Below are 24,717 nucleotides of genomic sequence, written 5' to 3' on the forward strand. Positions count from 1 at the left end.
AGCCAGGGCGCGCCTCACCCGTCATACTTCCCCCAAAGAACCGGAGGGAACATGACGACCACGACACGGCGCTGGGTGCTGGCGGAACGGCCAAGCGGCATGCCGAAGCTGAGCGACTTCCGGCTCGAAGAGGCGCCGCTGCGCGAACCCAAGGACGGGGAGTTCGTGGTCCGCCTGACCCATCACAGCCTGGACGCCGGCATCCGCCCCAGCCTGTCGCAGGACACCTACATGGCGGCCGTCCAGATCGGCAAGCCCGTCCCCTCCTTCGGCGCTGGCATCGTCGAGGCATCCAGCCATCCAGGCTTCCCCGAAGGCACCAGGGTCGCCGGCAACCTGGGCTGGGCCAGCCATGTCGTCGCCAACGAGAAGCTGGTGGAGCGTCTGGACCCCGAGATCTACCGCGACGACATCCCCATGTCGGCCTCGATCGGGGTGCTGGGCGTCTCTGGCCTGACCGCCTATTTCGGCCTGCTGCGCGTCGGCCGCCTGAAGGATGGCGACACCGTCCTCGTCTCGACCGTGGGCGGCCCGGTGGGGGCGGCGGCATCGCAGATCGCCCGGATCAAGGGGCACAAGGTCGTGGGCATTGCCGGCAGCCCGGCAAAGGTCGCCTATGCACGCGATCGCCTGCGCCTGGATGCCTGCATCGACTACCGGGCCGAGCCCAGCCTGCGCGCGGCGATTGCCCGCGAACTGCCCGATGGCGCCGACCTCTATTTCGACAATGTCGGGGCCGAGACGCTGGACGCCGCCATCCTGAACCTGCGCCTTGGCGGACGCATCGCCGTCTCCGGCCAGACCGCCGAATACAACGCCGAAAGCCCGCGCGGGATCAAGGCGACCACCCGCTTCATCACCCACCGCCTGAAGATGGAGGGTTTCGTCGTCTATGACTTCATGCGCGACTGGCCTGCGGCCCGGGCCGAACTCGCCGGCTGGATCCGCTCGGGCGACCTCGTCTACGACGAACACATGGTGGATGGGCTGGAGCACAGTGCGGAGACCTTCGCCGGCCTCTATGCCCGCGACCAGGTCGGCCGCGTCCTGATCCGCGTCAGCTAGGTCCCCACGGGAGTCGCAGCCGGCGGGGAGAGCATTGCTTCACCCTCATGTGTGCGTTGCAGCAGGCGACAGCGGGACCCTAGTCGCGCTATGACGGAAAGCGGTCCGTCACATGCGGGGAGCTGAGGCGATCGTGGCTGAATCTGCCGATCTCGTGGTCGATTTCCTGGTCCTGGGCGCCGGAATTTCCGGTGCCGGTGCGGCCTTCGCGCTGGCCGATCACGGTCGTGTCGTCGTGCTGGAGGCGGAAGACGCGCCCGGCTACCACACGACCGGCCGTTCGGCCGCGATGTTCACGCCGCACTATGGCGGCTTCGTCCCGCGCCGCATCAGCCAGCTGGGCCGCCCCTTCTTCGAGAACCCGCCCGAGTGTTTCGCGGGCCCGATCCTGGCCGCCCCGCGGGGCCATATCCACGTCGCCCGGCCGGGGGACGAGGGCCTGCTGCAGGCCCAATTGGCCCTGTCCGACGCGCTGGACGTGATCGTGGAACTGCCAAGGGCGGAGGCCAGGGCCAAGGTGCCGCTGCTTCGCCCGGAACTGGTCGGCGCTGCGGTGTACGAGCCGGGCGTGGCCGACATGGACGTCGACATCCTGCACCAGGGCTTCCTGCGCGGCATTCGTGCCCGGGGCGGCCAGGTCATGACCGGCGCCCGGGTCGAAGCGCTGGAGCGGGTGGGCGGCCTGTGGCGCGCCGTGACCGCGGCCGGGACCGTCCAGGCACCGATCGTGGTCAATGCCAGCGGCGCCTGGGCGGACCAGGTCGCGGGACTTGCCGGCGTTGCGCCCGTGGGGCTGGTGCCCAAGCGGCGCACGGCCCTGATCGTGGACGCCCCGGCGGGCACGCCCGACCATCATCCGTTCTGCGAGTTCGTCGGCGAGCAGCCGGAAGGCGGCCATCCCTATGTGAAGCCTGAGATGGGCCGCGTGATGTGCTCGCTGGGCGACCAGACGCCGGACGTCCCGCACGACGTGCAACCCGACGAGTTCGACCTGGCGGTCCTGATCGACTGGATCGAGCGGCATACGGTCATGCCCGTGCGCAACCTGCGCCGCCGCTGGGCAGGGCTCCGCTGCTTCGTGGCCGACGATGCGCCCGTCTGTGGCTTCGACGACGCCGTGGAGGGGTTCTTCTGGCTGTGCGGCCAGGGCGGCTACGGCATCATGATGTCGCCCACGCTGGGGGAGGCGACGGCGGCGCTGGTCCTGGGCCGGCCACTGCCCCAGCGCATCCTCGATGCCGGGGTGACGCAGCAGGACCTCGCCCCGCGCCGGCCGTCGCTCGCGGTTGCCGGCTAAAGGATCGCTTCAAGTTCCTCTGGGGGGCGGGCCAGGCGGACGCCCTTCGGCGTCTCCACGATCGGGCGCTCGATCAGGATCGGGTGGGCCACCATCGCCGCGATCAGCGCCGCGTCGCTCAAGCGCGGATCGTCCAGGCCCAGGTCGTCATAAGGGGTCCCGCGCCGGCGCAGCAGCTGGCGCGGGGTCCAGCCCATCGCGGTCAGCAACCGCGCCAGTTCGGCAGCACTGGGCGGCGTCTTAAGGTATTCGATGATGCGGGGCTGCAGCCCCAGGTCGGTCAGCCGGGCCAGCACCTTGCGCGAGGTGCCGCAGGCCGGATTGTGGAAGATGGTCACGCTCATGTGGCGCACCATCGCATGGCCCGGTCGGCTGCGGAAACGCAATGGGCCGGCGCGGCGAAGTGCCGGCCGGCCCACACCGGGGAACGCATCAGGCGCGGTACTCAGGCCTGGGCGTGTGCCCCGATGAACGAGGCGGGATCGATCAGTGCTTGCGCACCGCGTCGCGCACCGCATCCTTGGCGCCGCCGACGGCGTTCTGGATCTTGCCCTCGGCCTTGTCGGCCTTGCCCTCGGCCTGCAGCTTGGCATCGCCGGTCAGCTTGCCGGCTGCTTCCTTCACGGCACCCTTGACCTGCTTCGCCGTGCCTTCGATCCGATCCTTGTCCATGTCACCCTCCTTGGTGTTGCGATGTCCGTCCAAATGCAGCAACTCCTGGATGGTGCCCGCTCCGCTCCGCACTATTTTTTTCGCGGTGTGCGGGAACCGCGGCGCCTCGCCCGACGGGTGGGTCGCGGCGCAGGGCGCGGCGGCTATACTGAAGACATGGCGCGTGGGCCCAATGCGGATTCGGAACTGGACACGTTGATCCGGCTGCTGGCCCGGCTGCCCGGGCTTGGGCCGCGATCGGCGCGGCGCGCGGCTTTGCACCTCCTCTCACGCCGCGAAACGCTGATGGAGCCGCTGGCCCAGGCAATGGCCGCCGCCGCCACCGCCATCCATCCGTGCTCCCGCTGCGGCAACCTCGATTCGCGCGATCCCTGTACGATCTGCAGCGATCCAAGGCGCGACGACGACACGATCTGCGTGGTCGAGGAGATCGGCGACCTGTGGGCGATGGAGCGTGCCGCCGGCTTCTCGGGCCGCTACCACGTCCTGGGCGGCCGGCTGTCGGCGCTTGACGGGCTGGGGCCGGAGGCGTTGCGCATCGAGACGCTGGTCGCCCGCGCCGCCGAGCCAGCCTGCCGCGAGGTCGTCCTGGCGCTCAGTGCGACCGTCGACGGCCAGACTACGGCCCACTACATCGCGGAACGGCTGGCCGGCCTTCCCGTCGCCGTCTCCCGCCTCGCCCATGGCGTACCGCTGGGGGCGGAGCTCGATTACCTGGACGACGGCACCCTGACCGCCGCCCTGAAGGCCCGCCGCCCCATGGGCGCGGGCTGACAGGCTGCGCGAAGGCCAACCGTCGTGCTGGTGACGCTGCGCTTGACCGGCGGCGCCTTGGCCGTCCTCAAGGACGCCGGGCGAAACTGTCCCGTCCCCTGGCGCATCGGCGAAAACAGACAGGGTCACGCAAGCCTGATTGCCACGATCCTCGACGACGATGCGATCACCAGTGATCTCCCCCGGACGATCGAGCACCTGCTGGTTCACTTGCCACCGCTGCGGGACTTTCTCGATCTCGCTGTCGCCTCCGGTCTGACCGGCCTGCTGCATATCGCCATTGCGAACCGGCCAGAGGTCATGTCCCAGGTGGACCGCTATCCGCATGCCTTCCTGGCCTGCTTGTCGGCTCTTGGCCTGGACCTTGCCCTCTCGCGCTACGCAGTCGCGGACGAGGCATGAACGCTCGCCGGTCCGGTCCTTCGCCTTGACGGCGCATCGCGCGCGCCTTAAGTCCCCGCGATGGCCGTCCTTCCGATCCTGAAAGCGCCCGATCCGCGCCTGAAGACCAAGTCAAAGCCCGTCGCTCAGGTGGATGAAGGCGTGCGCAAGCTGGTCGCCGACATGATCGAGACGATGTACGCCGCCAACGGCATCGGTCTGGCCGCGATCCAGGTCGGCATCCCGAAGCGGATCCTGGTCATCGACCTGGCGCGCGAGGGCGAGGCGCCGAACCCCCAGGTGTTCATCAATCCTGAGATCCTGGAGCAGTCGGAGGACCTCGCCACCTATGAGGAAGGCTGCCTGTCCGTGCCCGAGCACTATGCCGAGGTGGTACGCCCGGCCACGGTGCGCGTGCGCTATCTGGACGGGCAGGGCGAGATCCGCGAGCAGGAGGCGACGGGCCTGCTGGCCACCTGCCTGCAGCACGAGATGGACCATCTGGACGGCGTGCTGTTCGTCGATCACCTGTCGCTGGTCAAGCGCAGCGTGATCCTGCGCAAGCTGGCCAAGGCGAAGAAGCTGGCGACCGTCTGAGCGGAGGCCCGCCATGCGCCTGGCCTTCATGGGAACGCCGGAGTTTTCGGTACCAGTTTTCGACGCCCTGCACGCCGCGGGGCACGAGATTGCCTGTGTCTATTCGCAGCCGCCGCGCCCCGCCGGCCGCGGCAGGCAGCTGCGCCCCAGCGCCGTCCACGCCCGGGCCGAGGCGCTGGGCATCCCTGTCCGCACGCCGCTGCGCCTGCGCGATCCGGCCGACCAGGCGGCCTTCGCCGCGCTGGACCTGGATGTGGCGGTGGTCGTCGCCTATGGCCTGATCCTGCCCCGTGCGATCCTGGACGCGCCGCGGCTGGGGTGCGTGAATGTCCACGCCTCCCTCCTGCCGCGCTGGCGGGGTGCCGCGCCCATCCAGCGCGCGATCATGGCGGGAGACGCCGAGACGGGCGTCACGATCATGCAGATGGATGCCGGCCTCGACACCGGGCCGATGCTCCTCCACGAAGCCGTGCCGATCACGGACGCAACCACCGGGGGCAGCCTGCACGATGCGCTGGCCGCCCTGGGGGCGACGCTGATCGTCCCGGCCTTGGCCGGCCTGGCCGATGGCAGCCTGCAGCCGCAGGTCCAGCCGGACGCGGGCGTGACCTATGCCGCCAAGCTGACGACCGAGGACGAGCGCCTGGACTGGCGGCGCCCGGCCGCGGAACTGGCGGCGCAGGTCCGGGCTCTCAGCCCTCGGCCCGGCGCCTTCGCGACGCTCGACGGCGAACGCCTGCGCGTCAGCGGCGCGGAAAGCCTGGATGGCGACGGTGCTCCGGGGGCGACGCTGGACGACCGCCTGACCGTCGCCTGCGGGCGCGGCGCGCTGCGCCTGACGCTGGTCCAGGCACCGGGAAAGCGCCTGATGGACGCGGCCGATTTCCTGCGCGGGCGGCCGGTGCCCAGGGGCACGCGGCTGGACTGAGATGCCGCGCTACGCCCTCGTCCTGGAATATGACGGGACCGCCTTCGTTGGCTGGCAGCGCCAGGACAACGGGCCCAGCGTGCAGGCAGCGCTCGAGCGTGCGATTGCCGGCTTCAGCGGTGAGACGGTCGTCACCACGGCGGCGGGCCGCACCGATACGGGCGTGCATGCGACGGGGCAGGTCGTGCATTTCGACCTGGTGCGCGACCATGCCCCACGCACCGTGCGCGATGCCCTGAACTTCCACCTGAGGCCCGATCCCGTGGCGGTTCTGCAGGCGGACCGGGTGGCAGATGGGTTCAACGCCCGGTTCGACGCGACCGCCCGGCATTATCGCTACACGATCCTGAACCGCCCGGCGCCGCCGGTGCTGGAGCGCGGCCGCGTCTGGCACGTGCCCCATGCCCTGGATGCCGGCCTCATGGCCGCGGGTGCCGCCCGGCTGGAGGGGCGGCACGACTTCACCAGCTTTCGCGCGGCGCAGTGCCAGGCGAACTCGCCGCTGCGCACGTTGTACCGGCTGGCTGTCACACGTGTGGGGGAGGTGATCCTGGTCGAGGCGTCCGCCCGTTCGTTCCTGCACCACCAGGTCCGCAACATGGTCGGCACGCTGAAACTGGTGGGGGAGGGGAAATGGTCCCCTGACGCGGTTGCCAAGGCCCTGGCCGCCCGCGACCGCGCCGCCGCGGGTCCGACCGCACCGCCCCAGGGACTGGTCCTGACCCGTGTCGACTACCCGCCCGCCGGGGACGGCCAGGGCTGAACCGTCCGCCCTGATGCCTGTCCGCCCTGGCGCCCGTCAGTCCCGGCGCCCGTCAGCCCGGGCGCCTGTCCATCCTGGCGCGCCTCAGCCCGTGCCGCCGACAGTCAGGCCTTCCATCAGCAGGGTCGGCTGGCCGACGCCGACGGGCACGCCCTGGCCCTGCTTGCCACAGGTGCCGATGCCAGGATCCAGGCCCATGTCATTGCCGATCGCCTTGACCTTGGTCAGGCAGTCGGGGCCGTTGCCGATCAGGGTGGCACCCTTGACCGCCGGGCCCACCTTGCCGTTCTCGACCAGATAGGCCTCGGTGCAGCTGAACACGAACTTGCCGCTGGTAATGTCGACCTGGCCGCCGCCGAAGTTCACGGCATAGAGGCCGCGCTTCACGCCGGCCAGGATCTCGCCTGGATCGCGATCGCCGCCCAGCATCACCGTGTTGGTCATGCGCGGCATCGGCATGTGGGCAAAGCCCTGGCGCCGGCCGTTGCCGGTGGCGGCGACACCCATCAGCCGGGCATTCAGCCGGTCCTGCATGTAGCCGACCAGGATGCCGTCCTCGATCAGCGTCGTGCGGCTGGTCGGCGTGCCCTCGTCGTCGACGGTGAGCGAGCCGCGCCGGCCCGGCATGGTGCCGTCGTCGACGATGGTGACCCCGGGGGCTGCCACGCGCTCGCCCATCAGGCCGGCAAAGGCGCTCGTCTTCTTGCGGTTGAAATCGCCCTCCAGGCCGTGGCCGATCGCCTCGTGCAGCAGGATGCCGGGCCAGCCGGGGCCCAGCACCACGTCCATCTCGCCCGCCGGTGCCGCCACCGAATCAAGGTTCACCAGCGCCTGGCGCAGCGCCTCGTCCACCTGGGCCTGCCACGAGGCGGGGTCGAGATAGGCGGCATAGCCGGTGCGGCCGCCGGCGCCATGGCTGCCCGTTTCCTGCTTGTCGCCGTCGCCGACCACGACAGAGACGTTGATTCGGACCAGGGGGCGGATGTCGCGCACGACGTGGCCGCCGGGTCGCAGGATCTCCACCACCTGCCACGAGCCCAGCAGCGAGGCCGAGACCTGGCGCACGCGCGGATCCTTGGCCCGGGCATAGGCGTCAATGTCGGCCAGCAGCTTGACCTTGGCCGCGAAGGGCGTCGGGTCCAGCGGGTTCTCCTCGCCGTAGAGGTGACGATTGGTGCCGGCCGGATCCAGCGCCAGCGTGCCCGAATGACCGGCCTTTACCGCACTCACCGCGTCGCTTGCGCGGCGCAGGGCGTGCTCGTCCAGTTCGACGCCATGGGCATAGCCCGTCGCCTCGCCCGCGACGACGCGCAGGCCAAAGCCCTGGCCGCTGTCGAAGGTCGCGGCCTTGAGCCGGCCATCGTCGAACGAGAAGCTTTCCGACTGGGTGTATTCCAGGAACAGCTCGCCGTCGTCGGCACCCCGCAGGGCCTGGTCGACCAGGCCCTGCGCGCGCACGCGGTCGAGTGCGCCTTCGCCAAAGAAGCGGTCATGAGGAAGGCTGGACACTGGGCAGGCTCCTTGGGCTTGGCGACATCGCGGGCAACTGGCCGGCAACGGGGTCCCGATGATACGTGGCCGGCGGCGCCATGGGCGGAGGGCCTGTGGCGCGGCACCGTGCCGTCAGCCCAATATGGGTGCTCCTGCCCGCGCCGTCACCCCGTCCCGGCATCCGGGGGGCGTTGATGACCAGGCCGCAGGAATCAGGTGTCTCTGCCGCCCGTCCACGGTCTGTGTGGCGCCGATGCAGCAGGCAAGCCCCGCGTTTCCGCGGCCCTTGGACATTCTGTCCCTGGACAGAGGGACCAATTGCAACACTTCGCGGCATTAGGTCGCTAGATTTTAGGGCTCCGCTTGAACTCGGGGGGGAGTGTATATAGTGCCCTTCGGGCCGGCTGGGTGCGCCCCACCGGATGCGCTTGCGCCGGCCCCGTCTACGTCCAGGAGCACAGAGGCCCGATGAGGTCCATATTGAAGCCGATCGCGCCGGCCCTGCTCGGCACCCTGTGGACCGCCTCCGCGTGGGCTGAGCCGCAGCCGTGGGAAATCGACTTTCCGGCGGCGGCCAGCGCGCAGATGCAGGAGTACATCAGCTTCCACAACCTGCTGCTGGTCATCATCACGGTGATCACGCTGTTCGTGGCGGCGCTGCTGGTCTACGCCATGGTGCGCTTCCGCAGGAGCCGGAACCCGGTGGCGTCCAAGACGTCGCACAACACCCTGATCGAGGTGATCTGGACGGTCGTGCCGGTCATCATCCTGGCCGTGATCTTCGTGCCGTCGATGCGCATCCTGTACTATACGGACCGCACGCCCGACGCCGAGATGACGCTGAAGGTGACGGGTCACCAGTGGTACTGGACCTATGAGTACCCGGACCACGAGAACCTGACCTTTGACGCCTACATGGTCCAGGACGGCGACCTGAAGCCGGGCCAGCTCCGCCTGCTGTCCACCGACAACGAGGTGGTGGTCCCGGTCGACACCAACATCCGCGTGCTCACGACCTCGACCGACGTGATCCATTCCTGGCTGGTGCCGGCGCTCGGCGTGCAGAAGTACGCGATGCCCGGCCGCATCAACGAGACGTGGTTCCGCGCGACGGAGACCGGCACCGTCTATGGCCAGTGCAACCAGATCTGTGGCGTGAACCACGGCTTCATGCCGGTGCAGGTCCGGGTCGTGTCGAAGGAAGAGTTTGCCGCCTGGCTGGTCGAGGCCAAGCAGCGTTTTGCCAGTGCGGGCCAGCCGGCGACACAGCTCGCCGCGGTCGAAGCGCGCTAAGGCTCAAGGGGGATATCCATGGCAGCCGGAACCCATTCCGCGCCGGGTCACGACCATGCCCATGGTCATGACCACGGGCACGACGACCACGCGCACGAGACCCCACGGGGCCTGCGTCGCTTCCTGTTCTCCACCAACCACAAGGACATCGGTACGCTGTACCTGTTCTTTGCGGTGTTCTCGGGCATCCTGGGCCTTGCCTATTCCATCGTGATCCGGATGGAGCTGCAGGCGCCGGGGAACCAGATCCTGGGCGGCGACCATCAGCTCTACAACGTGCTGATCACCGCCCACGGCCTGCTCATGATCTTCTTCATGATCATGCCGGGCCTGATCGGTGGCTTCGGCAACTGGTTCGTGCCCCTCATGATCGGTGCGCCAGACATGGCGTTCCCGCGCATGAACAACATCAGCTTCTGGCTGCTGCCGCCGTCGCTGATCCTGCTGCTGCTCTCGACCTTCGTCGAAGGGCCGCCGGGCGGACTGGGGGCCGGCGTCGGCTGGACGATCTATCCGCCGCTGTCGAATGCCGCGGGCCATCCGGGTCCTGCGATGGACCTGGCGATCTTCGCGCTGCACCTGTCGGGTGCGTCGTCGATCCTGGGCGCCATCAACTTCATCACGACGATCCTGAACATGCGCGCGCCTGGCATGACCATGCACAAGATGCCGCTGTTCGTGTGGTCGGTGCTGGTCACCGCCTTCCTGCTGCTGCTGTCGCTGCCCGTGCTGGCCGGCGCCATCACGATGCTGCTGACGGATCGCAATTTCGGCACCGCCTTCTTCGATCCCGCAGGCGGCGGCGACCCGATCCTGTTCCTGCACCTGTTCTGGTTCTTCGGTCACCCCGAGGTGTACATCCTGATCCTGCCGGCCTTCGGCATCATCAGCCACATCATCTCGACCTTCTCGAACAAGCCGGTGTTCGGCTACATGGGCATGGCCTATGCCATGGTCGCGATCGGCGTGATCGGCTTCGTCGTGTGGGCGCACCACATGTACATCACCGGCATGGCGGTCGACACGCGGGCCTATTTCACCTTCGCGACGATGGTCATCGCGGTGCCGACAGGCATCAAGATCTTCTCGTGGATCGCCACGATGTGGGGCGGCTCGATCGAGTTCAAGGTGCCCATGGTCTGGGCGATCGGCTTCATCTTCCTGTTCACCGTGGGTGGCGTCACCGGCGTCGTGCTGGCGAACGCGTCGATCGACACGCCGCTGCACAACACCTATTACGTGATCGCGCACTTCCACTACGTGCTGTCGCTGGGTGCGGTTTTCGCCATCTTTGCCGGCTTCTACTACTGGTTCGGCAAGATGAGCGGCTACCAGTACAGCGAGCCGCTGGCCCACCTGCACTTCTGGATCACGTTCGTCGGCGTGAACATGACGTTCTTCCCGATGCACTTCCTGGGTCTGGCCGGCATGCCGCGCCGCATCCCGGACTATCCGGACGCGTTCCACGGCTGGAACGAGGTGGCCTCGATCGGTTCGTACATCTCGGCCGGTGGTGTCGTCCTGTTCCTGTTCATCGTGATGCTGGCGTTCCTCCAGAAGAAGCGCGTGGCCGCCAATCCCTGGGGTCCGGGCGCCACGACGCTGGAATGGACGCTGCCGTCGCCGCCGCCGTTCCACCAGTTCGACGAGCTGCCGCGCATCAAGTAGCAGCCGGCGCAAGCACGGCATGGCGTGACCATCTCTCCCACCGGGGGGGTGGTCACCCGATCGGAACCCCGCCGGGACGGTGACAGCCATCGTCCCGGCGGGTGAGCACTGAACCGGTCGTATCGGTCGGGCTCCCGATGTGGAGCCCACAGGCGTAAAGCAGGGTTGGTGATGGTAGATCAGAGCATGGCCGCAGGGGCCGCCACCGCCGATGAGGCGGCCGTCGGCGATTATTTCGCGCTGCTGAAGCCGCGCGTGATGACGCTTGTCGTCTTCACTGGCCTGGTCGGCCTGGTTATGGCGCCGGGCACCCTGCATCCGATCCTGGCGCTCACGGCCCTGCTCTGCATTGGTGTCGGCGCGGGCGCTGCCGGCTGTCTCAACATGTGGTGGGAGTCGGACCTCGATTCCGCCATGGAGCGCACAGCGGCGCGACCCATCCCCGCCGGCCGCGTCGGGCGGGACGAGGCGCTGGGCTTTGGCGTCACCCTTTCGGTCGCCTCGGTCGTGGTCATGGACCTGGCCACCAACCACGTCGCCGCGGCGCTGCTGGCGCTGGCGATCGTCTTCTATGTCGGCGTCTATACCATGGTGCTGAAGCGCCGGACGCCGCAGAACATCGTCATTGGCGGGGCGGCCGGCGCGCTGCCCCCAATGATCGGCTGGGCCGCCGTGACCGGCAGTCTGTCGATCGAGCCGATCGTGCTGTTCGCCATCATCTTCTTCTGGACGCCGCCGCACTTCTGGGCGCTGGCCCTGCTGCGCGCCCACGAATACGCCCGGGCCGGCGTCCCGATGCTGCCCTGCGTCGCCGGCGACGACGTCACCCGGCGCCAGATCGTGGTCTATACCCTGCTGGTTTCGCCGCTTGCCCTGGCGCCGACGCTGATGGGCTTTGCCGGGCCGCTCTATGGTGCGGTCGCTGGCGTGCTGGGTGCCGCGTTCATCGTGCTGGCGCTGCGCCTGGCGCGGGATGGCGCGCGTCGCCAGGCGGTGCAGATGTTCGCCTTCTCGATCCTGTACCTGTTCGCGCTGTTCGCGACCCTGCTGGCCGAATACGCCCTGGGCCTGCCGACCAGCGGCTGGTCGCTGGGCTGAGGACGGCGCGATGCCAGTCAGCGAGATGCATCGCAAGCGGCGAACGCGGAACTATGTGGTGGCAGGCATCCTCGTGGGCCTGGTCGTCCTGTTCTTCGCGATCTCGATCGCCAAGATGAGCGGGAGCGCGCCATGAACCGTCATACCCGCCTGGGCCTGATCGTCGGCGCCGTGCCGGTCCTGATGCTGGGCCTCGCCTATGCCAGCGTACCGCTCTACGAGCTGTTCTGCCGGGTGACAGGCTTTGCCGGCACGCCGGTCCGCGCGGCCCTGGCCCCCGGTGCCGTGGGCGACCGCAAGATCACGGTCCGCTTTGACGCCAATACCGATCCCGGCCTGCCCTGGCGTTTCCATGCCGAGCAGGCGACGATGACGGTCGCGGTGGGCGAGGATCGCCTCGCCTTCTACAAGGCCGAGAACCTGACCGATGGCCCGGTGATGGGTCGCGCGACCTACAACGTCGTGCCGGAAAAGGCCTCGCCCTATTTTGCCAAGATCGCCTGCTTCTGCTTCGACGAGCAGACGCTGCAGGCCAACCAGTCCGTCGACATGCCGGTCAGCTTCTTCATCGATCCGGCAATCAACGACGATCCGAACCTGGACGGTCTGACGACCGTCACCTTGAGCTACACATTCTTCCGGGCCACCGACGACCCGGCGCTGAAAGCGGCTGGCCAGAAGGCCGCGGCAGCGTCGCCGGCGGCGGTCAACTGAGCGGGGCAACACGATGGCGAACGCAGCAAGAGGTCACGACTACCATCTGGTCGATCCCAGCCCCTGGCCCCTTCTGGGGTCGATCGGGGCGCTGATCCTGATGGTGGGTGCCGTCCATTTCATGCACCCCGAGTCCTTCCTGGCCTTCCTGCCCAGCTTCCCCGGCGTGGGCGCGGCCTGGCTGATGCTGCTGGGCCTGCTGGTCGTGCTCTACACGATGCTGGTCTGGTGGAAGGACGTGATCCACGAATCCGTGGTGCGCGGCGACCATACCCCGGTCGTGAAGCTGGGCCTGCGCTATGGCATGGTCCTGTTCATCATGTCCGAGGTGATGTTCTTCGTCGCCTGGTTCTGGGCGTACATCCACTCGGCCATCCACCACAGCCAGTTCATGGGCACGCAGTGGCCGCCGGTCGGGATCGAGACGTTCGATCCCTGGCACCTGCCGCTGCTCAACACGGTGATCCTGCTGACCTCCGGCACCACCGTGACCTGGGCCCATCACGCCGTGATGCACGGCGACAAGAAGGGCCTGATCCAGGGGCTGTGGCTGACCGTGATCCTGGGCGCGTTCTTCAGCGTGGTTCAGGCCTATGAGTACAGCCATGCGGCCTTCACCTTCGGCGGCACCAATCCGAACCAGATCTATGGCAGCACCTTCTACATGGCGACCGGCTTCCACGGCTTCCATGTGCTGGTCGGCACCATCTTCCTGGCCGTCTGCCTGGTCCGCGCCTACAAGGATCAGCTGACGCCGACCCGTCATTTCGGGTTCGAGGCGGCGGCCTGGTACTGGCACTTCGTCGACGTGGTCTGGCTGATCCTGTTCGCCATGATCTATGTCTGGGGCGAGGTGCCGCGGATGGCCGTGCTGGTGCCGGACCATCCGATCCCGGGTCTTTGATGACCCGCCCGCCGGTCCTGGTGGCGGCCCTGACCGGCCGCTGCCCGGACTGCGGGCAGGGGCCGCTGTTCAAGGGCCTTCTGGAGATCCGGGAACAGTGCCCGGTCTGTGGCCTTGAGTACCGCGGGGCGGAATCGGGAGACGGCCCCGCGGTCCTTGTCTTGTTCCTTGTCTCCATCCTCGTCCTTGGCTTCGCCCTGTGGGTGGAGTTCCGGTTCGAGCCGCCGCTGTGGGTCCATGTCGTGATCCTGGTCCCCCTGGTCAGCCTTCTGTCCATCGGGCTGCTGCGGCCGGTCAAGGCCGCCTTCGTCATCCTTCAGCATCGCAATCAGGCATTCGATCATGGTCGCCCCGACTGACGGTGCAGGACCGGCCCCCCTGCCGGCGCCGCGCATGCGTTTCCGTCCCCGCCTCGTCCCCGCGCTGTTCGCGGGGCTTGCCCTGCTGATCCTGCTTGGCCTCGGGACCTGGCAGGTCTATCGCGGCGAGCAGAAGGCCGTGCTGCTGGAGGCGATCGCCGCGGCAACGGCACAGCCGCCCATCGACCTGCCCCCCAATCCCCAGATCGACGGCGCCGCCCTGCGCTTCCGTCCGGTCAAGGTGACCGGCACCTTCGACCATGCGCGGGAGTTCCACCTCTTCGCCCACACGATCGGTGGCGATTCCGGGTGGCAGGTCATCACGCCGCTGCAGCGACCGGACGGCTCGTGGATCCTGGTCAACCGCGGCTGGGTCCCGGAGGAGATGAAGGACGCCTCGCTGCGGCCGGAGGGCCAGGTGAGCGGGCCGGTGACGATCACCGGCCTGGTCCAGGTGCCATGGCAGCAGGGCTGGTTCGTGCCCGATTCCGATCCTGTCCGGAACCTCTACTTCTTCGGCGATCTCGCGACGATGCAGGCGACCTTCGGCCAGCCCGTCGCCCCTGTCTTTGTCGAGGCGGACAAGTCGCCCAACCCTGGCGGCCTGCCGGTCGGCGGGCAGACCAAGATTCGCATCCCCAACGACCATGCCCAGTATGCGATCACGTGGTACGGCCTGGCGCTGGGCCTGGTCGTGATGTTCTACCTGGCCAGCCGGAAGCCCGAATGAACGCCAGCGCGCTGCCCCCTCGGGCCAACGATCCCTATGCCCGGCTGGAGCAGCGCTTCCGCCGCATTGCGCACCTGGGCGGTGCTGCCGCGATCCTGGACTGGGACAGCGCCGTCATGATGCCGCCCGGCGGGGCGGAGGCACGCGGTAACCAGCTTTCCGCCCTGAAGCTGACCATGCACGAGCTGATCACCGATCCGGCGGTCGGCGACCTGCTCGACGCGGCAGAGGCCGCGCCCCCCAACGACCCCTGGTGCGCGGCCAACCTGGGCCTGATGCGGCGGCAATGGCGCCATGCCAACGCCCTCCCGGCCGATCTGGTCGAGGCCCTGTCCCATGCCGGCCATGCCTGCGAGATGACCTGGCGCGCGGCACGCCAGGCCGACGACTTCAAGAGCCTGGCGCCGTCGTTCGGCCACCTGCTCGGCCTGGTGCGTCAGGCCGCAACCGCCAAGGCGGAGGCTTTTGGCACCAGCCGCTATGACGCGCTGCTGGACGAGTACGAGCCGGGCGGCTCCTCCGCCGTGATCGACGGCCTCTTCGCCGAACTGGAGGCGGAACTGCCCGACTTGCTGGACCGGATCATGGCCGCGCAGGCGTCGGCACCGGCGGCCGAGGTTCCGGAAGGCCCGTTTTCAGTGGAGGCGCAGACGGCGCTGGGCCGGCGGTGCCTGGGCCTGCTGGGCTTCGACGCGGAGCATGGGCGCCTGGACGTCAGCCTGCACCCCTTCACCGGCGGCGTGCCGGACGACGTGCGCATCACCACGCGCTATGCCACCAGCGACTTCACGCGCAGCCTGATGGGGACGATCCACGAGACGGGCCACGCGCTGTACGAGCGTGGCCTGCCGCTGCGCTGGCGCGACCAGCCGGTGGGCCAGGCGCGCGGCATGGCGCTGCACGAGAGCCAGTCCCTGATCCTGGAGATGCAGGCCTGCCGCTCCACCGAGTTCGTGCGCCTGCTGGCGGGCCTGGCGCAGGAGGGCTTTGGCCGTGCCGACGATCGCACGCTGCAGCCGGACAACCTGGTTCGGCTCTACCGAAAGGTGCAGCCCGGCCTGATCCGCGTGGATGCGGACGAGGTGACCTATCCCCTGCACGTCATCCTGCGCTACCGCCTGGAGCGGGCGATGATCGATGGCAGCCTGGAGATCCCCGACCTGCCCGGGGCCTGGCGGGAGGGCATGCGCGACCTGTTGGGCATCGTGCCGCCCGACGACCGCGACGGCTGCATGCAGGATATCCACTGGCCATCGGGTTCGTTCGGCTATTTCCCCACCTACACCATGGGGGCTCTGGGGGCGGCGCAACTGTTCCGCGCGGCACGCGTGGCGCTGCCCGGCCTGCTGGATGCGATCGGCCGCGGCGATTTCCAGCCCCTGGTCGGCTGGCTGCGCCAACACGTCCACGGCATTGGGTCGCTGGACTCGACCGATGGGGTCATGACACGGGCCACGGGCGCCCCCCTGGGCACGGCGGCATTCCTGGCCCATCTGCGCGGCCGGTATCTGCCAACCGCCTGATTCCTGAGGCAAATCGTCGCGACACGCATCGCCCGTGCCGTTTCTGGGATTGGCGTCGGATCCGGCTGACCGGGATCCGCAAATAACATGGCCGTGAGGTCAACAAGTCGTTAATCCTTTAAGCGAAGTCTCATCCCATATCGGATTGGGAAACGCTCGGGAATGAACGTGCGCGGCATGGGAAACAGGGACCGGGGCGCGGGCTTCGCGTCCTGCGTGTTGTCCCGTCGCGTGCCCGCCCGGCAGGGTCGGGGCTCATGAGCGCCATGCGCGTCAGCGAGGTGCAGACAGGCGAAGGGGTGAACGCTGCCCTGGTCAGCCTGATGCTGGGGACCAAGGACGGTCCGGTGGGCCTCGCCTTCGCCCTGGCCTTGGCCCGGCCGCGCCCGGGCTTCGGCAATGTCCTCGCCACCCTGCGGCCACAGGTTCCGTGCAAGCCGCCGACCCTGTTCGTCAGCCGGGTCGAGATGCGGGATGTCGCCTATCACCGCATGGTCATGGGCCCCGCCCAGATCGGCGTCGCGCGCGGCCTGCAGGAGGCGATCAATCAGGGCCACCTGCCGCCCATGGCACCCGAAGGCTGGGTGGGCATTGCGACAGTCGCGGTCGACCCCGGCGCCGACGATGCCGACCTTCTTTATCGAAACCATCTGGTCGCCGCGCGCGAATCGATCGTCAGGGCGCTGCGCTCCGGCTTCGACCACGCGGCATTGAGCGAGGCCGCGGCGGGTCCGTTCAACGACTATTATGTGCCGCCGGTGTCGCCATGATTTTGCGAACAATTAACCATTTACATGATCTGATCTCGGCGGCAGTAATACACAGAGAGAGGTGGGAATTACTTCCGATTTATGTAGGAGTTATCTAAAAATGGTTGGATCGGAAGATACTCCGCTGGGCGGCCTGAAGCTGGAGACGCTGGAGCGCATGGGGCGCGACGCGAATACGCGCCAGGCCCTGGTCGAGGTCGTGCCCAAGCTGCTGATCGACCAGACGCGACCGCTCAACTCCCGGGAGCGGGAGCTGATCGACGAGATCCTGCTGAAGCTGCTGGACGAGATCGCCTATTCGGTGCGCCGCGAACTGTCGCGTGCGCTGGCCGAGCGTCCGGATGCGCCGCCGGGCCTCGTCGCGGCCCTGGCCCGGGACGAGATAACGGTCGCGCGGCCGCTGCTCGAACGATGCCCGCTGCTCAACGATCCCGAACTGATCGACATCGCGGCGACGGCCACCCGGGCGCATCGCCTGGCCATGGCCGTGCGGCCCACCCTGTCGGAAGAGGTGACGGACGTCCTGATCGGGCGCAACGAGCGGGACGTGGTCCTGGCCCTGCTCTCGAACCAGGGCGCCGCGATCGGCAGCGACCGTCTGTCGGGCCTGGTGCGCGAGAGCGAGCGGGACGAGGCGCTGCGCAAGCCGCTGCTGATGCGGCAGGACCTGCCGCCGGAGCAGGCCTACCGCATGTTCTGGTGGGTTTCGTCGCTGCTGCGGCGCCAGATCATGCAGCGCTTCCCGGTCGACGCGAAGGTGATCGACGCGGCGCTGGAGACGGCGACCCATCGTGCCCTCACGGCCCAGTCCGAGGAGGCGACCCGCACCGCCAGCACGCTGCGCGGCGTTGCCATTCCCGACATGATCGGCTTTGTCCGTTCCGGGCGGATGGCGATGTTCATGGCGGCGCTGGCGGCCCGGGCCGGCATTGGCATCGAGACGGCGCGCCGTGTCGTGCTGGACGAAACGGGGGAGGCGTTGGGCATTGCCTGCCGCGGCATCGGCATGGACCGCAGCCAGTACGCCAGCGTGGCCTTGCTGATCAACTATGCCAACCTGGGCACCACGATGCGGCCGGAAGACGTCTCGCGCATCCTTGCCTTCTTCGACAGCGTCGGCCCCGACCAGGCGATGAACCTGATGCGCTTCTGGGACGCCAACCCGGCCGAAGCGCTGCACTGAGCAGCCGCTACAGGAAGCCGATCCAGCGCCCGGCGACAAGCACCGCAAGCCAGGCCAGGGCGGACGCGCCGGCGCGCACCCGTACGCCAAGCCCCGGACTTGCCCCCGCCAGCATGGCGCGCCAGGCGGACCCGCCGTGCTGCAGCCCTGCATTCGCGACGGCGAAGGCGATCAGACCCAGTTTCCACAGGAATGCGGGATTGGCGATGTAGGCCTTGGGATTGACGCTGAACAGCCAGGCCCCGGTGAGTGCCGCCAGGCCCAGGCCAAGGGCCGCGCACCGGGCCAGGAAGGGCGCCAGCACGGGCAACGGCACCCGGCCCCACAATCCCGCCAGGCGCAGGTCCAGCGGCACGACCGCGCCGACCAGAAGTGCAATGCCCAGGATGTGCGCGGCGCTGACCAGCAGGTAGGCGGTGCCCGATTCCCGCAGCAGCACGGCTCCCGGCCACGCGGCCAGCCCCTCGACCCAACTCATGCAAGACAGGCCGTGCTAGAGCCGCTCGGGATAGAGGTCGTAGTTCTGCCCGTCCAGGGTGATGCGGACAGCCTTCATGTGCGGCTTGCCCGGTTCCCGACTGCGATTGCCAAGGACCAGGATGGCGTCACCCGGACGGGCCGTATCGCCGCGGAAGCCGGAGCGCTCCGTCTGCCGGGGATTGCCCAGGTCGACCTGCCAGACGGTGCCGTCCTCTGCCCGGACCTGCAGCGCGGGATGTGGCGGTGCCATCGAAATGGCCAATATCGTCCCGCGCAGCTCGGACTTCTCGGATTCGGCCCAGGACCAGCCATGGTGGGCCAGGGCGGCACCGGCGGCGACGGGACTGGCCGCCAGGACGAATGCGGCCAGCACCCGGGGCATGAGTGCGGCCAGGATCCCGCCGGGCAGGAGCCGGGCAGACGGACGGGTGCCTTGAGGGGGGACGTGCACGGGCATGACGCTTCCTGCAAGTTGGGACGTTCGGCCGCTCCCGTCCCTGCCATTGCCTGTCCTACGCCGCGCGCCCCTGGGCTAGTCCCGCGGTCCGCGCCTGCTGCAGTCGACCTCAGGGGGCGCAGGGCTTGTCCCGATGCACCCGCGTCGCCTGCGGTGGATGCCTGGCCAGCAGGGCCGTGGGCCGGATCGGGCGGGGCACTAGGTTGCCGCCGCAATTGGGGCAGGTGCCGCCCAGGACCTGCTCCGCGCAGGCGGCGCAGAACGTGCACTCGAACGTGCAGATGCGGGCGTCGGGCGACTGCGGGGGCAGGTCGCGATCGCAGCATTCGCAATTGGGACGCAGCGCAAGCATGGGTGTGCTCCGGAACGGGGAGACAGTTTGCCCCCGGGTCAGGCCCATCGCAAAGGTCACGCTGCCTGCATTCCGCGCCTGCGGGCCCGTAGGCGGGTCCCTGAGTTCGACGGATTGTGACGTTGCCCCTTGCGCCGGCCGCCCTTCGCGCGGCCTTCTGTTGCGGGATGCGCGCAACCGCCCCCCGCGCCCCGGCGCGGGCAGGGCGCGCGGATCCACCGAGCGGGAGACAGTCCGGACATGAACAAGCGGCGGAACACGTCCGCACGGGGCGGAGCGGAGCCGGCGCCGCCCGCGGAGCCGCAGGGACCCGACCTGACGGCGGCCTGGGGCTCGGCGGCGGACAAGATCAAGCAGGGGGGACGCAGCATGCGGTTCACGGTCATCCTGGGCATCATTGGCGCGATCTTCGTGATGGTTGCGCTGGCGTCGACCTACTACACGGTCGACCAGGGCGAACTGGGCGTCCAGTTGCGGAACGGTCGCGTGATTGCCGTGGCGGAGCCCGGCCTGCACTTCCAGATCCCGATGATCGACAGCGTGGTGATCATGTCGACGCGGACCGAGAAGCTGACCGAGGATCAGGTCTCGACCTATTCCCGCGACATCCAGGAGGCGATGCTGCGCATCTCGGTCAACTATCGCCTGGACCCGTCGAAGGTCGAGGCGGTCTATTCCAGCCTGGGCCGTGGTGGAGAGGATCGCATCATCCGGCCGGCGGTCATGCGCCGGGTCAAGGAGGTGATGGGCCAGTACGATGCCCGCACCATCGTCGCCGACCGCGCCAAGCTGGGCGTCGCGATCGAGGAGGCGGTGCGCCAGTCGGTGGAGCCGCACGGTTTCCTGGTCGAGTCGGTGCAGATGGAGAATGTCGACTTCTCGCCCGCCTATGAGCAGGCGATCGAGAACGCGATGCAGGCCCAGGCCCTGACGCAGAAGGCGCAGCAGGAACTGGAACTGCGCCGGGTGGAGGCGCAGAAGGCGGTCGTCGATGCCGAGGCCCAGGCCAAGGTCCGCCTGGCCCAGGCCCAGGCCGACGCCGAGGCGGTGCGCCTGCGCGGCCAGGCCGAGGCGGAGGCGATCAAGGCGCGGGGCGACGCGCTGCGCGACAATCCGAACCTGATCGCGCTGACCCAGGCCGAGCGCTGGGACGGCCGCCTGCCCAGCACCATGCTGCCCGGCGGGGCGGTGCCCATGCTCAGCCTGGGCGGCAATGCCGGCGTGCCCGCGACGGGGGTGCCGGCTGGTGGCTTCGGGATCGGCCAATGATGCGCGCAGCAGCACCCCTGCTGCTGGTGGTGGGCCTTGTCCTGCTCGCCATTGGCGGGGCCGGCTATCTGCGGCACGAGGGGCGGCGCAGCGGACGCCAGTTCTACCTGGGCCTGGGCATCCTGGTGGCGGCCGTGGGCGGGACGTTGCTCCTGGCTTGAGGTGCCGATGCAACAGCCGCCGGGTGTTGCATCCCGCGCACGGAACCGCATGCGGGTGTTGGCATTTTTGCGCTGCGGTGCTAGATCACCGCGCGCCAGGACCGGGCCCCTCTGGCAGGGTCGTCGACGTTTCGTCGGTGACCTTGTGATGTCGGACTGGACATTTGTCGGAGTGGCTCGAAACGGCAGCCACCAGCATCAGCCCGTCGCATCGGGCCTGCTGGGGACGCGTCGATGCGGGCTGCCCCTTCCCGTTCCTTCGGAAAGGCGTCCATGTTCGACTTCCTGACACCCGATGCGCTGGCGGCCCTGGCCCAGGTCGTGATGATCGACCTGGTCCTGGCGGGCGACAATGCGATCGTGATCGGCCTGGCGGCCGCCGGCCTGCCGCGCGACCAGCGCAACAAGGCGATCCTGATCGGCATCATCGCCGCGACCATCCTGCGCATCGCCTTTGCCGGCATCACCACGCAGCTCCTGGCCATTGTCGGGCTTCTCCTGGCCGGTGGCGTGCTGCTGCTCTGGGTGTGCTGGAAGATGTGGCGCGAACTGCGCTCCGGCCACGAGCACGACGCCCACGTGGCCGAGGAGGCGCTGGCCGACCAGGACCTGAACAAGGATGGCACGGTCGCCGGTTCCGCCCCGCGCAAGACCTTTGCCCAGGCCGCCTGGCAGATCGTCGTCGCCGACATCACCATGTCCCTGGACAATGTCCTGGCCGTGGCGGGGGCGGCGCGCGAGCACCCCTGGGTGCTGGTGTTCGGCCTGGGCCTCTCGATCGCGCTGATGGGCATCGCCGCGACCTTCATCGCGCGCCTGCTGCAGAAGCACCGCTGGATCGCCTATGTCGGCCTGGCCGTCATCCTCTATGTGGCGCTCGACATGATCTATCGCGGTGCACTCGAAGTCTGGCCGCATCTCCAGTCGGCCACCTGATCCGGCCGGGAGGGCGGCCCCGGGCCGCCCTCTCCCCCCCTCGCTACCCCACGACGGTCAGCACGTTGGGGTGGGCGGAGAGGATGCGCGCGTCGTCGGCCGTGAACAGGAAGCTGTCGATGCCGAAATACTGGCCCTGGTGCCGTGGCATGAAGAACTGGTTCTCGTAGTTGACGCAGGTACCGGCTTCGAACGAGCGGTCGGCATTGGTTTCGGACAGCGGGTCATAGATGAACTTGCCGACCCAGTCCGGGGGGAAGGCAATGCCCATCTCGTAACCGCCAATCCAGCCCCTGTCGTCCCAGATGCCCTGGTCCTCGTACCAGGCCTTCATCGTGCGATTGAATTCACCGACATTGAGGCCCGGCTTCAGCAGGCCCTTGATGACGTCGACCGAGGCCGAGACCTTGGCCGCGGCCGCAGCCAGGTCGGGCGATGGCTCCCCCACGACGAAGCTGCGCGCCAGGTTGACGTGGTAGCGCTTGAAGACGCCGCACAGGTCGACCAGCACCATCTCGCCGGGCTTCAGCGTGCGGCGCGTGGCAACGCCGTGAAGCGCATTGGTCTTGCGCCCCGACAGGACGGGCATGACGTTGCCCGGATGCTCGCCGCCCGCAGCACCCATGGCGCGGATCATCTCGCCATAGATCTCAAGCTCCATCACACCGGGGCGCATCGCTGCGCGGGCCGCCGCCATGCCGACATCGGCGATGCGCGCCGCCTCGCGCAGGCAATCCACCTCGGCCGGCGACTTCACCCAGCGCTGGTCGCGCAGCAGTTCGGTCCCGTCGACCACGGGGCGGCCGGCACCCTCGAACGCTGCCTGAAGCTCGGCCCCGATCATGCGGTTGGGGCGATAGGACCAGAATTCCATGCCCACCGTGCCGGTCAGCCAGCCCGCGGCACGCAGCTCGTCGATGACGAAGCCCGTGCTGCCGCGCAGCGCCGTGCGCGGGAAGAAGCGGACGTCGCTGGAGCGGGTGAAGATGCGGCCGCAGATCGCCTCCCGCTCGCTGTCGAAGCGGATGAAGTGATCATGGTCGACATGGATGGCAATGGCGGAGCCGGCGGGCCATTGCTGGGGCGATTGCGCCTGGTACCAGACGTTCTGGTAGCCGGACAGGTAGTACATGCTCTCTGGCGCCATCAGGTAGAGCAGGTCGATCCCCGCCGCCGCCATGCGCCGGCGCAGGCCCGTCAGCCGCGAATCGTATTCCTCCTGTGTGAAGGGGGATTCGTTCTCGACATCGCTTTCGAAATAGACTTCGTCCCGATAGGCCATCTTGTCCCTCAACGCTTTCTGCTAGGCTAGGGTTCGTGGCCAGCTTTGTCATGGCGCAGTCGCGTCGTGACTTTGACATCTCTGGAAGCCCACTTGAAGGAGTGCCGAATCTTGGGCATGGACGACCTTTGCCGACTGACCGCGAGCGAACTGGCCCCGCTGATCGCCGCCCGGAAAGTGTCCTCAGTCGAGGCGGTCAAGGCTTCGCTCGCCCGGATCGAGGCGGTCAATCCCGCCCTCAACTGCTTCTGTTTCGTCTTCCCCGAGGAGGCCCTGAAGGCGGCGGAGGCGGCCGATGCCGCCGTCGCGCGCGGTGACAGGTTGGGCCTGCTGCACGGCGTGCCCGTGGCGTTCAAGGACCTGACACCCACGAAGGGCCAGCGCACGACGCTGGGCTCGAAGCTGTTCGAGCACAATGTCCCGGACCACGACGCCGTCATCGTGACCAAGGCCAAGGGCCAGGGTGCCATCGTGGTGGGCAAGACGACGACGCCCGAATTCGCCTATTCCAGCTTCACGCACAGCCCGCTCTGGGGTGTCACGCGCAATCCGTGGGACACGCAGCGCACGCCCGGCGGCTCGTCCGGCGGGTCGGGCGCTGCGGTCGCATCCTGCGCCGTGCCCCTGGCGGAGGGGTCGGACATGGGCGGCTCGATCCGCATTCCCGCCTCGTTCAGCGGGATCGTCGGCCTGAAGCCAAGCCTGGGACGCATCCCCTTCACCGCTTTGCCCAGCCAGTTCGACAACCTGTCCCATTTCGGGCCGCTGGCCCGCTCCTGCGCCGATGCCGCCCTGTTCGTGGAGGCGACGCAAGGGCCGGACGATGGCGACATCCAGTCGATCCCGACGACGCTTGGCTATGACGGCAGCCTGGAGCGGCCGGCCAAGGGGCTGCGCCTCGCCCTCTCGGTCGACCTTGGCTACTACGTGATCGCGCCCGAAGTGGCCGCCGCCACCCGCGCCGCCGCGGAGCGGTTCCGCGCGGCGGGGGCGGAGGTGGAGGAGGTCGACCTGGGCTGGAGGGTCGCCGCGAACGACATCTGGATGGACTATTGGCGGGTCTTCATGGCGGCGTTCTTTGGCGAGGCCTATGACCGCGGCGCCCACCTGCTCGACCCCAATGTGAAACAGCTGATCGAGGACGGGCGCAAGATCTCGGCCGTCGCCTACAAGCGGCTGGAATTCGTTCGCACGGCCTTGTGGGAGAAGCTGGCCGCTATCCTGGGGCGCTACGACGCCCTGCTCTGCCCGACCATGGCCAAGACCGCCCCGCTGGCCGAAGGTGGCGACCGCGAATATGGCGATGTCGATGCGGACGGGCGCTATGACGGTCTGGACGTCACCTCCCCCTTCAACCTGACGCCGCAATGCCCGGCCTTGTCGGTGCCGAACGGCCTGGGGCCCACGGGCCTGCCCATCGGGCTGCAGATCGTGGGGCGGCGCTTCGACGACCTGGGCGTGCTGAAGATTGGCGCGCTGCACGAGCGCCTCAGCGGGCCTGCGCCGCTTGCCCCCTTTGCCTGGAGCGCCTGAGGAACCCGCTTCGCGCGCACCCGTTCTTGCCTCATCC

The 24,717-nt window shown here is 68.6% G+C and carries 29 protein-coding genes; 22 read left to right on the forward strand and 7 right to left on the reverse strand.

The annotated features are described in order from the left end of the window. The first annotated feature begins 51 nt into the window (after positions 1-51). Entirely contained in the window at positions 52-1,065 is a 1,014-nt protein-coding gene (locus ACI6GS_RS08605; protein ID WP_439817377.1) for an NADP-dependent oxidoreductase, read from the forward strand. Positions 1,066-1,198: 133 nt separating this feature from the next. Then, complete coding sequence (locus ACI6GS_RS08610) at positions 1,199-2,362, forward strand: NAD(P)/FAD-dependent oxidoreductase (protein ID WP_439817378.1); 1,164 nt, start codon at positions 1,199-1,201, stop codon at positions 2,360-2,362. Here ACI6GS_RS08610 and arsC read toward each other — a convergent pair. Both arsC and ACI6GS_RS08620 read right to left on the reverse strand, forming a co-directional pair. After that, entirely contained in the window at positions 2,359-2,706 is a 348-nt protein-coding gene (gene arsC, locus ACI6GS_RS08615; RefSeq protein ID WP_439817379.1) for an arsenate reductase (glutaredoxin), read from the reverse strand. The two genes, ACI6GS_RS08610 and arsC, sit on opposite strands and share 4 nt — an antisense overlap. Positions 2,707-2,848: 142 nt before the next feature. After that, the gene (locus ACI6GS_RS08620; protein WP_439817380.1) at positions 2,849-3,034 is read right to left on the reverse strand and encodes a CsbD family protein; all 186 of its coding nucleotides are present in this window, start codon (positions 3,032-3,034) and stop codon (positions 2,849-2,851) included. A gap of 156 nt (positions 3,035-3,190) precedes the next feature. On the opposite strand from ACI6GS_RS08620, the gene recR reads away from it, so the two are divergent. Genes recR through truA form a run of 5 tightly spaced genes read left to right on the forward strand, consistent with a single transcriptional unit; the run spans position 3,191 to position 6,477 of the window. Then, on the forward strand, positions 3,191-3,808 hold the full coding sequence (gene recR / locus ACI6GS_RS08625; protein ID WP_439817381.1) for a recombination mediator RecR: 618 nt from the start codon (positions 3,191-3,193) through the stop codon (positions 3,806-3,808). Positions 3,809-3,832: 24 nt separating this feature from the next. Beyond that, positions 3,833-4,210, forward strand: coding sequence for a hypothetical protein (locus ACI6GS_RS08630; RefSeq protein WP_439817382.1), 378 nt, complete (start codon positions 3,833-3,835; stop codon positions 4,208-4,210). Positions 4,211-4,270: 60 nt separating this feature from the next. Further along, positions 4,271-4,786 carry a peptide deformylase gene (gene def / locus ACI6GS_RS08635; RefSeq protein ID WP_439817383.1) on the forward strand — a complete coding sequence of 172 codons (516 nt, stop codon included), beginning with the start codon at positions 4,271-4,273 and terminating at the stop codon, positions 4,784-4,786. Between the two features lie 13 nt (positions 4,787-4,799). Continuing rightward, entirely contained in the window at positions 4,800-5,714 is a 915-nt protein-coding gene (gene fmt, locus ACI6GS_RS08640; protein WP_439817384.1) for a methionyl-tRNA formyltransferase, read from the forward strand. A gap of 1 nt (position 5,715) precedes the next feature. Beyond that, on the forward strand, positions 5,716-6,477 hold the full coding sequence (gene truA / locus ACI6GS_RS08645) for a tRNA pseudouridine(38-40) synthase TruA (protein WP_439817385.1): 762 nt from the start codon (positions 5,716-5,718) through the stop codon (positions 6,475-6,477). Positions 6,478-6,561: 84 nt separating this feature from the next. On the opposite strand, the gene tldD is transcribed toward truA, so the two are convergent. Beyond that, the gene (gene tldD / locus ACI6GS_RS08650) at positions 6,562-7,986 is read right to left on the reverse strand and encodes a metalloprotease TldD (RefSeq protein ID WP_439817386.1); all 1,425 of its coding nucleotides are present in this window, start codon (positions 7,984-7,986) and stop codon (positions 6,562-6,564) included. Positions 7,987-8,436: 450 nt separating this feature from the next. Between tldD and coxB the strand changes: the two genes are divergently transcribed. The 11 genes from coxB (at position 8,437) to ACI6GS_RS08705 (ending at position 18,210) form a co-directional block, all read left to right on the forward strand. After that, positions 8,437-9,261, forward strand: coding sequence for a cytochrome c oxidase subunit II (gene coxB, locus ACI6GS_RS08655; RefSeq protein WP_439817387.1), 825 nt, complete (start codon positions 8,437-8,439; stop codon positions 9,259-9,261). Between the two features lie 18 nt (positions 9,262-9,279). Then, on the forward strand, positions 9,280-10,929 hold the full coding sequence (gene ctaD / locus ACI6GS_RS08660) for a cytochrome c oxidase subunit I (RefSeq protein WP_439817388.1): 1,650 nt from the start codon (positions 9,280-9,282) through the stop codon (positions 10,927-10,929). A gap of 171 nt (positions 10,930-11,100) precedes the next feature. Beyond that, complete coding sequence (locus tag ACI6GS_RS08665; protein WP_439817389.1) at positions 11,101-12,027, forward strand: heme o synthase; 927 nt, start codon at positions 11,101-11,103, stop codon at positions 12,025-12,027. A 10-nt stretch (positions 12,028-12,037) separates the two neighbouring features. Then, positions 12,038-12,163: a hypothetical protein gene (locus ACI6GS_RS08670; RefSeq protein WP_439817390.1), complete on the forward strand. Its 126-nt coding sequence runs from the start codon at positions 12,038-12,040 to the stop codon at positions 12,161-12,163. After that, entirely contained in the window at positions 12,160-12,741 is a 582-nt protein-coding gene (locus ACI6GS_RS08675) for a cytochrome c oxidase assembly protein (protein ID WP_439817391.1), read from the forward strand. Before ACI6GS_RS08670 ends, ACI6GS_RS08675 begins: the two co-directional genes overlap by 4 nt. Before the next feature lie 13 nt (positions 12,742-12,754). Continuing rightward, complete coding sequence (locus tag ACI6GS_RS08680; protein ID WP_439817392.1) at positions 12,755-13,645, forward strand: cytochrome c oxidase subunit 3; 891 nt, start codon at positions 12,755-12,757, stop codon at positions 13,643-13,645. Next, complete coding sequence (locus ACI6GS_RS08685; protein ID WP_439817393.1) at positions 13,645-14,004, forward strand: DUF983 domain-containing protein; 360 nt, start codon at positions 13,645-13,647, stop codon at positions 14,002-14,004. The genes ACI6GS_RS08680 and ACI6GS_RS08685 overlap by 1 nt, the downstream gene beginning before the upstream one ends. Positions 14,005-14,038: 34 nt before the next feature. Then, a complete protein-coding gene (locus ACI6GS_RS08690) occupies positions 14,039-14,734 on the forward strand; it encodes an SURF1 family protein (protein ID WP_439817394.1) in 696 nt (231 codons plus the stop codon). Then, entirely contained in the window at positions 14,731-16,257 is a 1,527-nt protein-coding gene (locus ACI6GS_RS08695; RefSeq protein WP_439817395.1) for a carboxypeptidase M32, read from the forward strand. Before ACI6GS_RS08690 ends, ACI6GS_RS08695 begins: the two co-directional genes overlap by 4 nt. Before the next feature lie 257 nt (positions 16,258-16,514). Then, entirely contained in the window at positions 16,515-17,027 is a 513-nt protein-coding gene (locus ACI6GS_RS08700; protein WP_439817396.1) for a formaldehyde-activating enzyme, read from the forward strand. Positions 17,028-17,127: 100 nt separating this feature from the next. Then, positions 17,128-18,210 carry a DUF2336 domain-containing protein gene (locus ACI6GS_RS08705; RefSeq protein ID WP_439817397.1) on the forward strand — a complete coding sequence of 361 codons (1,083 nt, stop codon included), beginning with the start codon at positions 17,128-17,130 and terminating at the stop codon, positions 18,208-18,210. Between the two features lie 7 nt (positions 18,211-18,217). Here ACI6GS_RS08705 and ACI6GS_RS08710 read toward each other — a convergent pair whose 3' ends face one another. The 3 genes from ACI6GS_RS08710 to ACI6GS_RS08720 all read right to left on the reverse strand — a co-directional run bounded on the left by ACI6GS_RS08710 (position 18,218) and on the right by ACI6GS_RS08720 (position 19,499). Next, positions 18,218-18,688 carry a hypothetical protein gene (locus ACI6GS_RS08710; protein ID WP_439817398.1) on the reverse strand — a complete coding sequence of 157 codons (471 nt, stop codon included), beginning with the start codon at positions 18,686-18,688 and terminating at the stop codon, positions 18,218-18,220. A gap of 15 nt (positions 18,689-18,703) precedes the next feature. Continuing rightward, entirely contained in the window at positions 18,704-19,147 is a 444-nt protein-coding gene (locus ACI6GS_RS08715) for a DUF6152 family protein (protein ID WP_439817399.1), read from the reverse strand. 109 nt (positions 19,148-19,256) lie between these two features. After that, entirely contained in the window at positions 19,257-19,499 is a 243-nt protein-coding gene (locus ACI6GS_RS08720) for a DUF1272 domain-containing protein (RefSeq protein WP_439817400.1), read from the reverse strand. Between the two features lie 240 nt (positions 19,500-19,739). On the opposite strand from ACI6GS_RS08720, the gene ACI6GS_RS08725 reads away from it, so the two are divergent. The 3 genes from ACI6GS_RS08725 (at position 19,740) to ACI6GS_RS08735 (ending at position 21,865) form a co-directional block, all read left to right on the forward strand. Next, entirely contained in the window at positions 19,740-20,768 is a 1,029-nt protein-coding gene (locus tag ACI6GS_RS08725) for an SPFH domain-containing protein (protein ID WP_439817401.1), read from the forward strand. Beyond that, positions 20,765-20,929 (forward strand): hypothetical protein, encoded by a 165-nt coding sequence (locus ACI6GS_RS08730; protein ID WP_439817402.1) that lies wholly within the window; start codon positions 20,765-20,767, stop codon positions 20,927-20,929. The genes ACI6GS_RS08725 and ACI6GS_RS08730 overlap by 4 nt, the downstream gene beginning before the upstream one ends. 273 nt (positions 20,930-21,202) lie before the next feature. Next, positions 21,203-21,865, forward strand: coding sequence for a TerC family protein (locus tag ACI6GS_RS08735; RefSeq protein ID WP_439817403.1), 663 nt, complete (start codon positions 21,203-21,205; stop codon positions 21,863-21,865). Between the two features lie 43 nt (positions 21,866-21,908). On the opposite strand, the gene ACI6GS_RS08740 is transcribed toward ACI6GS_RS08735, so the two are convergent. Continuing rightward, positions 21,909-23,147, reverse strand: a complete 1,239-nt coding sequence (locus ACI6GS_RS08740; RefSeq protein ID WP_439817404.1) for a M24 family metallopeptidase — start codon at positions 23,145-23,147, stop codon at positions 21,909-21,911. A 117-nt stretch (positions 23,148-23,264) separates the two neighbouring features. Between ACI6GS_RS08740 and ACI6GS_RS08745 the strand changes: the two genes are divergently transcribed. After that, positions 23,265-24,680, forward strand: a complete 1,416-nt coding sequence (locus tag ACI6GS_RS08745) for an amidase (protein ID WP_439817405.1) — start codon at positions 23,265-23,267, stop codon at positions 24,678-24,680. Positions 24,681-24,717 lie beyond the last annotated feature (37 nt).

The sequence above is a fragment of the Zavarzinia sp. CC-PAN008 genome, assembly GCF_051903925.1.
In the GTDB taxonomy this organism is placed as follows: Bacteria; Pseudomonadota; Alphaproteobacteria; order Zavarziniales; family Zavarziniaceae.

Coding starts and splice junctions, on each gene's coding strand:
- ACI6GS_RS08695 (WP_439817395.1), top strand. CDS start 14,731: ATGAACGCCAGCGCGCTGCCCCCTCGGGCCAACGATCCCTATGCCCGG.
- ACI6GS_RS08735 (WP_439817403.1), top strand. CDS start 21,203: ATGTTCGACTTCCTGACACCCGATGCGCTGGCGGCCCTGGCCCAGGTC.
- ACI6GS_RS08675 (WP_439817391.1), top strand. CDS start 12,160: ATGAACCGTCATACCCGCCTGGGCCTGATCGTCGGCGCCGTGCCGGTC.
- ACI6GS_RS08605 (WP_439817377.1), top strand. CDS start 52: ATGACGACCACGACACGGCGCTGGGTGCTGGCGGAACGGCCAAGCGGC.
- fmt (WP_439817384.1), top strand. CDS start 4,800: ATGCGCCTGGCCTTCATGGGAACGCCGGAGTTTTCGGTACCAGTTTTC.
- ctaD (WP_439817388.1), top strand. CDS start 9,280: ATGGCAGCCGGAACCCATTCCGCGCCGGGTCACGACCATGCCCATGGT.
- ACI6GS_RS08715 (WP_439817399.1), bottom strand. CDS start 19,147: ATGCCCGTGCACGTCCCCCCTCAAGGCACCCGTCCGTCTGCCCGGCTC.
- def (WP_439817383.1), top strand. CDS start 4,271: ATGGCCGTCCTTCCGATCCTGAAAGCGCCCGATCCGCGCCTGAAGACC.
- ACI6GS_RS08700 (WP_439817396.1), top strand. CDS start 16,515: ATGAGCGCCATGCGCGTCAGCGAGGTGCAGACAGGCGAAGGGGTGAAC.
- ACI6GS_RS08685 (WP_439817393.1), top strand. CDS start 13,645: ATGACCCGCCCGCCGGTCCTGGTGGCGGCCCTGACCGGCCGCTGCCCG.
- ACI6GS_RS08680 (WP_439817392.1), top strand. CDS start 12,755: ATGGCGAACGCAGCAAGAGGTCACGACTACCATCTGGTCGATCCCAGC.
- ACI6GS_RS08745 (WP_439817405.1), top strand. CDS start 23,265: ATGGACGACCTTTGCCGACTGACCGCGAGCGAACTGGCCCCGCTGATC.
- ACI6GS_RS08720 (WP_439817400.1), bottom strand. CDS start 19,499: ATGCTTGCGCTGCGTCCCAATTGCGAATGCTGCGATCGCGACCTGCCC.
- truA (WP_439817385.1), top strand. CDS start 5,716: ATGCCGCGCTACGCCCTCGTCCTGGAATATGACGGGACCGCCTTCGTT.
- ACI6GS_RS08710 (WP_439817398.1), bottom strand. CDS start 18,688: ATGAGTTGGGTCGAGGGGCTGGCCGCGTGGCCGGGAGCCGTGCTGCTG.
- coxB (WP_439817387.1), top strand. CDS start 8,437: ATGAGGTCCATATTGAAGCCGATCGCGCCGGCCCTGCTCGGCACCCTG.
- ACI6GS_RS08705 (WP_439817397.1), top strand. CDS start 17,128: ATGGTTGGATCGGAAGATACTCCGCTGGGCGGCCTGAAGCTGGAGACG.
- ACI6GS_RS08725 (WP_439817401.1), top strand. CDS start 19,740: ATGAACAAGCGGCGGAACACGTCCGCACGGGGCGGAGCGGAGCCGGCG.
- ACI6GS_RS08665 (WP_439817389.1), top strand. CDS start 11,101: ATGGTAGATCAGAGCATGGCCGCAGGGGCCGCCACCGCCGATGAGGCG.
- recR (WP_439817381.1), top strand. CDS start 3,191: ATGGCGCGTGGGCCCAATGCGGATTCGGAACTGGACACGTTGATCCGG.
- ACI6GS_RS08740 (WP_439817404.1), bottom strand. CDS start 23,147: ATGGCCTATCGGGACGAAGTCTATTTCGAAAGCGATGTCGAGAACGAA.
- arsC (WP_439817379.1), bottom strand. CDS start 2,706: ATGAGCGTGACCATCTTCCACAATCCGGCCTGCGGCACCTCGCGCAAG.
- ACI6GS_RS08690 (WP_439817394.1), top strand. CDS start 14,039: ATGCGTTTCCGTCCCCGCCTCGTCCCCGCGCTGTTCGCGGGGCTTGCC.
- ACI6GS_RS08670 (WP_439817390.1), top strand. CDS start 12,038: ATGCCAGTCAGCGAGATGCATCGCAAGCGGCGAACGCGGAACTATGTG.
- ACI6GS_RS08620 (WP_439817380.1), bottom strand. CDS start 3,034: ATGGACAAGGATCGGATCGAAGGCACGGCGAAGCAGGTCAAGGGTGCC.
- ACI6GS_RS08730 (WP_439817402.1), top strand. CDS start 20,765: ATGATGCGCGCAGCAGCACCCCTGCTGCTGGTGGTGGGCCTTGTCCTG.